An 11303-nucleotide genomic window follows, 5' to 3' on the forward strand; every position below is an offset into this window, starting at 1 on the left:
AAGTGTATTGACAAAACAAAATGGGGAATCCGGCAACTAATGCCGACTGCAACATATAGGTTCAACAAAACAATAGCGACTGCAACTATTAGCTTCATAGTGACAGTCGCTATTGTTATATATAAAGTTTAATACCTGTAGTTTATCAAATGCTTACGATAATGAGGTAAAGTTTTTTTATTGATTAGTATATCTGCAATTTCAATATTGGTATAAAACAAAAAAGAACATTGAAATTTCGTCAAATTTGACAAATCACTGTTTCCAATAGTTCTCATCCATATTCTAACTATACATTCCTTGAAAGCATTTAAGTCTAAAGAATTTAAAATAGAGATATCTAATTTATGAAGTTTATTCCCTATACGAGTATCGTCTAATGTCGTAGGGATAAAACCAAAGCCCAAAGCATTATGAAGATTGTAGTTCTTTATAAACTCTTCTGATCTACATGCAAACAGTAACAACCTTTTGTTCTCTAATAATTGAAGATTGTTTGACTTGTCGTCAATCATTGGATTTAGATTAGTACCATAAAGACAGTGTGTTGATCCATGCCCAAAGAATATAATACTGTCTGCCTTTTTTAACGCATTATTAAGATTGTCCCCAAAATTATCATCGTCAACTGAATCCCCTTCAAAAGGTTCTATGTCTTCAATTTTGCATAGTTTCTCAAATACTGGACGCAGAAATTCCGTAGTGGGATCCGTAGGATATATACAGAGTTTCATTGTTATAGTTCGTTAATTTTTACGAGATAGGCAACTGTTTGCTGTATTAATGCAAGCATCCATTCTTCAGAACGTGAATCAGAGTTGTTTTCAAGCATTCTTGCTATTTCATCAAATTTCTTTCCTGCAAAATTCGGATAACAAGAATTAAATTCCATATCCTTATGTTCATATAGCAACTTAAGAAATTCATTGCGTAGTGATATTTCCTTTTCACCTCTTAAATAGTTTATTGCTTCTGTTCTATAATCATTCCTTTTGGGAAATTGTATATTGTAACCTACAAGTTTAGTTACAGCTTCAGCCACTTGTTGGTCATTGAGTGTTCCTTCAGTCTTAACGATTTTCTTAACCGCATCACTAAAGTTGCCTGAATACATCATTATTGGAGCAGTTAAATGTATAGACTTGATGTATTCAACGACATCAAGACCATCCACATTTCCCTTCTCATTCAAATCAAAATCAGTGAGTACTAACTCAAACCAACCCTCTTGGCTATATGCATCTACTATAGCGTTTTTTAACTTTTCAAAATCCAATTTTACTGAATCGTTCTGTCTATATTGTGGTTTGGTGGTGTGTACAAATTTCGTATGAAGATCAAACTCTTTACCTAATGCTGCATGGATCTGGTCAAGAACATTCTCTTGATCCCTATCATCTATTATTAATATCCTCTTTATTAGTTTCATATCAATAGAATTTTAGTTTGAATGAGGCACCATTGGCGTACTTTACACCATTACCAATAAATTCAATCTCACCATTGAGATCTTTATCCATTCGATTTCTAATAGTACTTAAACCTATACCAGACCCCCCTCTTCGGTCTGTTACCCCAGAATCAAAAATTGATTCTGGGGTATAACGCTCAAGATCAACACCCTTACCATTATCTGAAAAGAGCATTTCAATACAACCATTTGAAGATTCGAAATCGATCATTATTTCTGTTGCTCCGGCTTTCTTTGAATTACTAACCAGGTTGTCAAGAACAATAGACAGCTCGATTGCAGGTATCATTTTTAGTGGAACTTGAACTACTTGCTTCCCAAATACAATGTGTATAGAGTTCTCAAAATTCTGAATATACTCCTTAATATATTGTTGAATATCTAATTTTTGAGCTTCGCTAATAAAATTAATATCAGCCTTGGTAAGCATTTTGCTAATCTTTACAATTCTTGAAGTATGGAAAGACATCTCATCTAATTTATCCAAAATCTTAGACACTGATATAGTTTTATTGCGCAATCCCATAGAAATAGTTTGTATCAAACTATCCAAATCTGTAGAAGATAATGCGATTGCATGCATAAGGTCTTTTACTTCCGGAGATGTATGTTGAGTAGCCGAAAGATAAAGGTTTTTTTGTTTTTGAGCTTCAAGTTCCTTTTCTTTTTGCTTTCTCTTTGTTTCTTCTTCTTGACGTTTGGCTTCAGCATCATCAGCTTGTTTCTTCGCTTCTAATGCAGCATTCTGTGCATCCTCTGCTTTTTTATCTGCTTTTTTCTTTTGACGATTAAGTTCTTCCAATTGCTGTTCAAATACATCAATTTGTGATTTCAATGTTTCGTCATTTGTCTTTTGTGCAACCTTACGCAGATCATCAATAAGATCGGTTTGTATTATCTCTATATCATTGATGTCCTCAACTATATTAGCCAGATTCTCATTGTAGTATATAACATTTATAGAAGGTTCATTAACAAGACTTTTAACAAGCTGAAGAAAATCGATCTTACTGCCTATATTATTATATATATGGTCAGGAGTTGAACTATCTTTTTCTGAAGATTGCAGTTCCTTTCTAATTTTATCAGCTTGTTTCTCGTTAAGAAAATAGTCTCGTCTTACAAATCCTTCCCCCCATAGTACGCCTACAACATAACGTTCCAAACGATGATGAATTTTTTGGAAAAAATCCATCAATTGTTGAGTTGCTGGTGTCTTTATAAGACCACCATCACGGCTCGATACTTCTTTAAAATAATTTACATTATTTGTTTCGACATCAACTCTTCCGAACAAGTCTCGAGTACCAAGGAATCTGTTATATCCTTGCTGTGCTCTAAAATTTAATCCCCAAGAATCATCATTATATTCACCATAAGGCCAAATTCTGAAACCGTTGCGAAAAAGAAATATATTTCCATAACTAACAGGTGTTACACCCATGGATACACTGAAACTATATTTGGCTGCTCTATTAAGATAGATAAGATTTATAGATACGTTTTCAAGAAAGTTGAATTCATTTTTCTCTTCAATCCTATACATAACATCACCTCTGTCTGTAAGAACAGTAAAAATTCTGTCGTCTTTAAGGATACACTCTATTTGGGTTGTTTTCAACTTTAGTACATCTGCAATACTATTTTTTATGACACCATTTATTATGTTTCTTTGTTTATATGTTATTTTACCTTTTTGTTTGTCATCAAGAGAATCATAATTAGCTAAAAGACTATTTATTTCTGCTTGTAAAGCACGGTCAGATTCAAGGTATGCAGGGGCATACAATTCTATTTCAAAAAGTTCTGTTTCTGAAAATGGATTCACCATTTTTTCAAGTGACTTCTTCAGATTCCGAATTTCTTGTATATCCCAATTATGACGTAGCCCTGAGAAAGTGAGTATCGTCCCAGTTGTGGCATTATTAGGGAATGATGGTATATCATCTGTCGTTTCGTGAGGAACTGCTATACTATCAAACTCTTGCTGTTTGTTATCTTCAAAGTTTTTCCAATCTATATGGAGAGTCTCAGTTTTCTTACCCTCTTCGCTTCTAGTTATAAGGGTAAGAAAACGAGATAAACAATCACAGGAAAGCCTACCGATACCCTTAGCGCCAGCAAAGGGTCTCTTTATTTTACTGCGATAAGTTTTATCTTCTGTCCCATCACTTTTCGCAGAATAAGCAACAAATAGCCATTTATTAATCAAATCCAGTTTGGACATGCCTTTACCATTGTCTGCAATTATTAAATTTTCTTCTTCAAAGGTTATTTTCACTTTTGTAGCATGAGCATCATATGAATTCTTAACTAATTCCAAAATTGCAATAATGGGGTTAGTGATAAGGTCTCGTCCTAATATGTTTTTTAATTCTGCACTAACTTTAAACTTCAATTCGTCCATATTATTTAAGCATTTCTTTAAGCACTATTCCTGCTTGGAAAGCAAAGATCGGTGGTATGGCGTTACCAACTTGACTATAGCGGGGTACTTCTTTCCTGCGCATTTGTCCCCCGGTTGTATATTTACTCTCAAACTCATACCAGTCTGGAAACGACTGAATTCTAGCGCATTCGCGAACTGTCATTATTCGAGGCTCCTGATAGTGCAGATAGTCATCTGGCATATTGGTAATAGTAGGGGCAATAGAATGTGCATCCAACACTGTTAATCCCCTCTGATGTATTCCCCATTGCTCACGTTCCTTTCCATCAATTCTTCTATTTCGAATAGGATAATACGCCAACAGTTTTTCAAAACAACGAGTCTTTTCCTTACAATGATGAGCAAAGCTATGACTTTGCGGTATCGTTCCCTGTACCTCTTTACGCATATATATCTGATACTCATTTGATATTTTACCATATATGCCAGACTTAAACCCTTTTCGATCAGGAGTATCAACTTCACCATTGCTGCGAAGTAAATCTGATATTGCATCTGCAATAGTAGGATGTTCAGGAAGGTTGTTCTCAACAAAGAATCGCTTACGATTCTGCCGTAGCTTGGCTACAAACTGCTCGGCAGTGCCTTCCTTTCCGTTAAGGACTCCCACCAATATAAAGCGTTTACGACGTTGAGGGATGCCAAACTCAGAAAAATCAATTACTTGAGGATAAACATCATATCCTAGTTCCTTAAGTTCCTTAATAACAATTGTAGAATATGGTATGGAACTTGGACTCTTCTTATCAAATGCATAGGTAAAACCTTTTACATTTTCAAACAAGAGAAGTTTAGGCATTACCATGGAGATAAAATTAGTATATGCAAACACTAACTGATTCCTGATATCATTTTCTACTCTTCGCCCAGCCATCGAGAATCCCTGACAAGGAGGACCTCCTGCCACCAAATCAATGGTTCCTCTCAAACTTCTAAGTTGTTTGGCATATATTCTATTTACCTCAAGAATGTCTAAAGGTTTCTGAGGAAGCCAACTTGGCCATTCGAAATGACGCTTTTTTTCTATTAGATTATGGCAGAGAGTAGCGTATGCACAATGATTCTTTTCGACTGCAAACACGCCATTCCATCCGGCCTGATAAAGACCGAGAGATAAACCGCCGCATCCTGCAAAAAGATCAATAACCCTAAATTTATTCACTGTCATAATTTTACTTTATTGCAAATAGATTTCCTAAGTCCCAGATGCACTTTGTTCTGACACATTAGGATCAATATCCAAAACTGAATACAAAGATACGTTTTTTCGTTGACACTTACAAAAATAATCGGATTTTGCAAGCAATTGTGCTATTCTTTAGTAATTAATAGTATTTTCAACATTAAGATTGACATGTATGTACAAAATTAGTGTTAAATCGAATTGCCTTTCCAACTTTTCATCGAAATAGTTTTGGAAAAGGGAAAGAAAAATATTACTTTTGTAAATGACAGAAGCGTTCTTTTGATTATTGCAAAACAAGAAAAATATAGAATTTCGCTGGTTTCTAAATCGTTACCTATCGAAAGTTTCAAATTCTTAAATCACTCGCTTTCAACGAGAAAGACAAATTGTGATGTCTTCTTTGGTGGAAGCTAATGTCCTTGTTGATTCCGCATTCCTTTATCATCTTTTTCAGCGGTTTACAGATAGACCAGTAGTTCAGACCGGGGAACACGAGGTTGTCTTTCTGCATCGGTCGGTAGCGTTCGATTATCTGCAACGGAATATCCAGCAGTTTCACCTGAAACGGCACTTTCGTCTTGTGGCGTTTTGACAATATCCATTTCTCGCCGTTCACCTCGACTATATTATCATTAGTCAGCTCCTGCACGTCCACGAACGACAATGCAGTGAAGCTGGCAAAGATGAATATGTCACGGATGTATGCAAGTTTGCTGTCCTCAAACTCATGTGTCATCAACACTTTCAGTTCATCCTCAGTCAGAAACTCACGTTCCTTTACATTGGGGCTTATATGGAACTGCGCAAACGGGTTTCTCGGTATCAGCCCGTTGAAGTGGGCACGCATCACCACGCCTTTGAGCCACATACACTTTTCCCATATTGTCCCATTGTGCAACCCTGCTTCCGTTGAAAGGTATGCTGCGAACTCCTTGATGAAGTCGGGGGTAAGTTCCAGCATCGACATGTCGCTTCGTTTGTAAAACGACTTGATGAAAGCCGCCACATAGTTCCTTGCCACCACACGGGAACGGTAGGTTGCCATCACACGGTCTTTCCCCACACGCTTTTTGAACACTTCGTTTTCCCTGTCGAAAGCCTTGAGCAAGGTCTCGTACTCCATGCCGATACCCTGATAGGCGTTGCGTACCATTTCAGCCGTAACGAATGCCTCTCGGTCGGAAATGCGCTGGTAGTGCTTGATGATTTGCGCCTTGATGTTGTCAAGCGCGAGGTTGATGTCCCGTGCCTCGCGGCTCTTCCCCTTCGCCTTGTTGCCTTTCGCATCCCAAAGCGTCTTGGGGATGCTCTGCTTGCAACTGAACTGCGCCACAGTCCCGTTGATTGTCACTCGTCCCATGATGGGGACAATACCGTTTTTCTCCTTGCTGCCGTTCACATAGAACAGCACTTTGAATGTGCTTCTTGCCATACTCGTTTTTTGATTGCAAAGTTAAATATCAACGAGTTAGACCTTGATAAGCCAACCGAAGCCACACGCTGCCAAATTCGATACGGTGTGTTAAAAATCACATCTCGGCGGGTAACGATTTGAAAACCGTTCTGCTTCATAATTCCGCTTTCCTTTGCGTTACCCGATTTTTGCCGTTGTCACCGTCTGGCTTCGCAAACGCCTTTCCACTAAGCCATTCAGTGCCATTTCTTCCGTTTTTCAAGGTTATTCCAAAGATTTTGCTTAATTTTGTCTCACTCAATTTGAAAGGATATGATACAGGACGAAAGAGAAATCAGGCGCGAGCTCGAGTCGCGGGAGGCCGCCCGCCACGCGGCTCCTAAGGGCAAGGGTACCTCTATGCTGACATTCGCGAACAAGCTGGAGATACGTTATTCCTTTACGGATAGATCCAATTACATGGATGCCATGACCAGGCACCGGTGTGAGAAGGAGATTCTCACGCTGATACGCTCCCTGGCGGATATGCTGGACGTGAAGCTGACGGTTTACAACGAGCCCTACGACCGCGAGGGCGGTTTCCGCGAGAAGCTGGGCGTGGCCGGGGAGAGCAGCCGCTCGATCTCGATCGTGCTGAACCTGGTGATGCGGATATTGACCTGCCCTTCCTTGTCGGTGGGTGGACAACCGCTGGTGGATCGTACGCCGGCGGACGAGGAGGAGACGCAGCGCGAGCTGTCCAAGCTGCGCCACGAGCTGCGGCTGAAGACTCCGGGGATTACGCCCTCGCGCCGCCTGGTCGACCTGTTGAACGCCTCGCCCCGCTTCTGCAAGTGCAAGTCGAATTTCTACGAGGCCTTGAAGGGCTACCCGAAGGTGGCGAGAATCTCGGTACGCGAGCTGAACGAGAAGGACCGCATCCGTTCCGGCTCGCTGGAGGTGAGGCGGGAGCGGTTCGATTATTTTATCTTGCGCGGCGACGACCTGCCCCCCGTCAAGGATAACAAGGCTACGATAGAGATCATCTCGCCGGTGCTGAAAGACGGCAAGTATCGCTGGAAAGGGATCTACAACAAGGGTGGCGAGACGATCGATTTCTACATGCAGGATGAGGATTTCAAGAAGCAGATGTTCGAGGACAAGGTCTCGTTCACGAGCGGTATGTGCATCGATTGCGTCCTGGAGATCGCCCGCCGCCTGTCGGAGCTGGGCGAGGTGGTCAACGTGAGCTACACCGTGACGACGGTGGTCCGTATCCGTTTCGACAAGATGGAGATCATCACCCCTCAAGGCAAGCGTCACCTCCGTAAGCTGGAGGCCGAGAAGCGGCAGCTTACGCTGGATCTCTTCGGCTGACCCGCCGCCGGGGCGGCCTACGCGCGTGTATATCTCCCCGGATAATTGAACAAGATCGCCAACAGGGCGCCGGCTCCCAACAGGTAGGGGTAGTAGAGGTATCGCATGATCTCGATGGGGGAGACCTGCCCGAGCCCGGAGGCCATCAACAGCTGGGCGCCGTAGGGGATGATCCCCTGCACGAAGCAGGAGAAGATGTCCAGCAGGCTGGCGCTGCGGCGGGGATCTATCCGGAAGCGGTCCGCTATATCCTTGGCGATCGGGCCGGACATGATGAGGGCGATCGTATTGTTGGCCGTGCAGAGGTTGGCGAGGCTTACCAAGGCCGCGATGCTCATCTCGCCCCCCTTGGGGGAATGGACGCGGGAGGTGAGCGCGCGGATGATCCAGTCGATTCCCCCGTTGTAGCGGATCATCTCCAGCATGCCTCCCGCCAGGAGCGTCACGATGACCAGCTCGCCCATCTGGGTGATGCCCGATCCCATGGAGGCGTTCCAGCCCCAGAGGTCGAAGCCGCCGCTCCACAGGCCCACCATGCCGGACAGGACGATCCCGGCGAACAGCACCAGCATGACGTTGATCCCGCGGACGGCGGTTACCAATACCACCAGGTAGGGGATCACCTTGACCCATTCGATCGGGCCCGGGGTATGGGCGCGCTCCACGCCGCTTCCCACCAGCACGTAGATCAACCCGGTCAGGATCGCTATCGGGAGGGCGATGCGGATATTCACCTTGAACTTGTCGGACATCTGGCAGCCCTGCGTGCGGGTGGCCACGATGGTCGTGTCGGATATGAACGACAGGTTGTCGCCGAACATGGCGCCGCTCACCACGACTCCCAGCATGAGGGCGTCGGGCATCCCCGCCTTGTCCGCTATGCCGACGGCCACCGGGGCCAGGGCCACGATCGTGCCGACCGACGTGCCCACCGAGATGGATATGAAGCAGGCGGCCAGGAAGATCCCGGCCGCCAGCAGGTTGCCGGGCAGGACGGACATCGCCAGGTTCACGGTCGCGTCTACGGCGCCCATCGCCTTGGCGGTCTGCGCGAAGGCTCCGGCGAGGATGAAGATACATACCATCAGCATGATGTTGCTGTTGGCCGCTCCCCGGCAGAACTGCTCGACGCGGTTGCTTAGCCGGCCTCCCTTGGAGATCGCGATCGCCACGGTCGAGGCGATGACGAAGGCTACCGTTATCGGCATCTTGTAGAAATCGCCCGCCCCGATGGATACCACCAAGTAGGCCAGTAAGAATACGACGATCGGCGTCAGTGCCCACGCGTTCGGTCTGCGTTCAAACTCTCTCATTCGCTTGTCTCTCTTGAATTCAACTCTGTCTGCGGCCTGTGACCTGAAAACTCCGGGAGTGCCTCGCGGCCTTAGATCTCCGAGGGCGACTCGCCGCCTTCCGTCTCCGGCTTCTTGGCGGCTCTCGCTTGCGCGATGCGCTGGTTGTAGAGGGCGTTGGTCTCGTCGATCAGCGCGTTGAGGCGGTTGATGAAGGTGGCGGTCGCCGCCGTTGGTTTCGCTACGCTCTGGGCGAAGGCGTAGGTGGTCATCTCGTCGTACTCCTCGTCCATGCGGAGACGGATGCTCTTGGCGCTCTCGGTGGAGTTGTCCGCCTTGGTGTTGGTGCGTTGCTCGGTGAGCGCGGCGTATTGCTTGTTCTTCTCTTTCAGCGCGGCCACTACCTCGGTGAGGGTGAGCGCCGCCAGGGCCTCGGGCATGCCGCTCTTGGCGAGGTCGGCCAGCAGGCCCTCGATGGCGGCCGTCTCCTGCAAGTTGGCGAGGCGCGCGGCGCCGATGTAGGGCTTCACCGCGAGGTATAGTTTCTCGGCCGCCGCGCGTTGCGCCTCCAGCGGGCTTTTCGTCATTTGTGATACGGTGGAGGTGACGAAGACGAGCAGGTTGTCTCGCTCCTTGTCGATGGCGGACATCTGCGCGGTCTCCTCGCTGGCCGTGGATTGGTTGACGGCATCGGTCAGGAGGGCGAAATCGGTGTCGAAGGCTGTGCGCAGGTCGGCGGGTATACCCAGCGGGTCGTTCGGGTCCAGGTCGATCTCGTCGGGAGTTCCCGGGTCGTTTCCGCCACCCGCGAGCAGGTTCCCGTAGCGGGCCATGAAGGTTCGGTACTCGGCGTTGTTCAATCTTTCTAGATAGATGCTTTTTACTTTCGTGAGCTTTGCCATGTCTGAAAATTTTTTAGTTGGATAGTTATACTTGATTTTGATCGCGCTAATGTAAGAAGATTTCCGGATGTATCGGGCAAGAGCGGCGTTGTTTTTTTTAAAATCGGGCGCGCGCCTGGCGCGGGGGGGATATAAAAGTTTAAATCGGGCGCGCGCTTGGCGCGGGATGGGATTTAAAGATTTCGGTGGGGCCCGCGTTTGGCGCGGGATGGGATTTAAAGATTTCGGCGGGGCGCGCGTTTGGCGCGGGGTGGGATTTAAAGATTTCAGCGGGGCCCCGACCGGGGTGGCCGGGCCCCCGCGATAAATCATTCCTTCTTGATCACGACGATACGCGTGCCGCCCTCGGGCTGTACCAGGTCTCCGATCTGCTTGCCGTTGTCGTCTAACGCGGGAACCAAGAACGGATAATGCTCCGGGTTGTAATACTGCTTCGTGCTTTGGGAGCCTTCCCTGGGATGCATGGAATAGGCCAGCTCCCCGTTGATCCACATTTGATCTATGATGGATATGCCGTCGGCGATGTACATTCGCGATTTTATCTCATCCTCGCTTCCGTCCGGGTAGCGGATGTATATGTAGGAGACATCCTGGTTCTCCTCTGTCTTGTCAAAGGGGAACGGGAGGTAATAGTATCCTTTCGTGTTCTTTTTTACCCTTCCATATCCTTCGACATCGTCGTAGGGTGGATAGATCGTGTTCCACTCTTTCGGCGTACCTCCCTCGTCCGTGTATTGGGAGATCGACCTGTAGAGCGTCTTTTTGCCCGCGTTAAGGTACATGACGATGATGCCTTTCGTATATTCCTCTCCAAGGAAGCTTGGGGATCCCGGGTTCAAGAGATCGTTCAGCTCCGGGTCTGTCAGCACGATCTGCATGCCTGGCTCGATAAGAACGGGATGGATCGGCTGCTCTTCTTTTTCCGGTTCGCAAGCGCAGAGGCCGGCCAGCGCCACGCAGCATAGGAAAAATAGATTCTGTAAAGTTTTCGTTGCTTTCATGTGAGATTGCGTTTAGAGATTAGCATGAGAAAAAAGTGATTATCAACCTTTGTTGATCTTGAGAAGGAACTCCGAAGAGCCGGGATCATTGCCACACGCTATTTGGCAGGCAACATGAGGAAATCATGAATGACACTTAAATTGTAATTACCACAAAATTATCAATTTATCGTTTCATCGTCATGCTTTTAATGCAAATTAACGCGTTCAATATGAAGATCGATCCGGTTTT

General features: G+C 45.7%; 7 protein-coding genes and 2 pseudogenes. 1 reads left to right on the plus strand and 8 read right to left on the minus strand.

Annotated features, from left to right (window positions below):
• Positions 1-128: 128 nt before the first annotated feature.
• From G7Y39_RS10670 to G7Y39_RS10690, 5 genes and pseudogenes are all read right to left on the minus strand, one after another.
• Positions 129-734 carry a hypothetical protein gene (locus G7Y39_RS10670; protein WP_165157459.1) on the minus strand — a complete coding sequence of 202 codons (606 nt, stop codon included), beginning with the start codon at positions 732-734 and terminating at the stop codon, positions 129-131.
• Between the two features lie 2 nt (positions 735-736).
• On the minus strand, positions 737-1429 hold the full coding sequence (locus G7Y39_RS10675; protein WP_165157460.1) for a hypothetical protein: 693 nt from the start codon (positions 1427-1429) through the stop codon (positions 737-739).
• A gap of 1 nt (position 1430) precedes the next feature.
• Entirely contained in the window at positions 1431-3878 is a 2448-nt protein-coding gene (locus G7Y39_RS10680) for an ATP-binding protein (protein WP_165157461.1), read from the minus strand.
• 1 nt (position 3879) lies between these two features.
• Positions 3880-5088 carry a DNA cytosine methyltransferase gene (locus G7Y39_RS10685; RefSeq protein ID WP_165157462.1) on the minus strand — a complete coding sequence of 403 codons (1209 nt, stop codon included), beginning with the start codon at positions 5086-5088 and terminating at the stop codon, positions 3880-3882.
• Positions 5089-5497: 409 nt separating this feature from the next.
• Positions 5498-6538: pseudogene (locus G7Y39_RS10690) on the minus strand (phage integrase SAM-like domain-containing protein); the annotation flags it as partial.
• A 381-nt stretch (positions 6539-6919) separates the two neighbouring features.
• Between G7Y39_RS10690 and G7Y39_RS10695 the strand changes: the two are divergent.
• Positions 6920-7876, plus strand: coding sequence for a hypothetical protein (locus G7Y39_RS10695; RefSeq protein ID WP_165157482.1), 957 nt, complete (start codon positions 6920-6922; stop codon positions 7874-7876).
• A gap of 17 nt (positions 7877-7893) precedes the next feature.
• On the opposite strand, the pseudogene G7Y39_RS10700 reads toward G7Y39_RS10695, so the two are convergent.
• The 3 genes and pseudogenes from G7Y39_RS10700 to G7Y39_RS10710 form a co-directional block, all read right to left on the minus strand.
• Positions 7894-9198, minus strand: a pseudogene (locus G7Y39_RS10700) (Na+/H+ antiporter NhaC family protein); the annotation flags it as partial.
• A 62-nt stretch (positions 9199-9260) separates the two neighbouring features.
• Positions 9261-10070: a DUF6261 family protein gene (locus G7Y39_RS10705; RefSeq protein WP_165157465.1), complete on the minus strand. Its 810-nt coding sequence runs from the start codon at positions 10068-10070 to the stop codon at positions 9261-9263.
• A gap of 308 nt (positions 10071-10378) precedes the next feature.
• A complete protein-coding gene (locus G7Y39_RS10710; protein ID WP_165157466.1) occupies positions 10379-11071 on the minus strand; it encodes a hypothetical protein in 693 nt (230 codons plus the stop codon).
• Between the last annotated feature and the right edge of the window lie 232 nt (positions 11072-11303).

Source organism: Parabacteroides sp. ZJ-118 (assembly GCF_011038785.1).
Classification (GTDB): Bacteria; Bacteroidota; Bacteroidia; order Bacteroidales; family Tannerellaceae; genus Parabacteroides.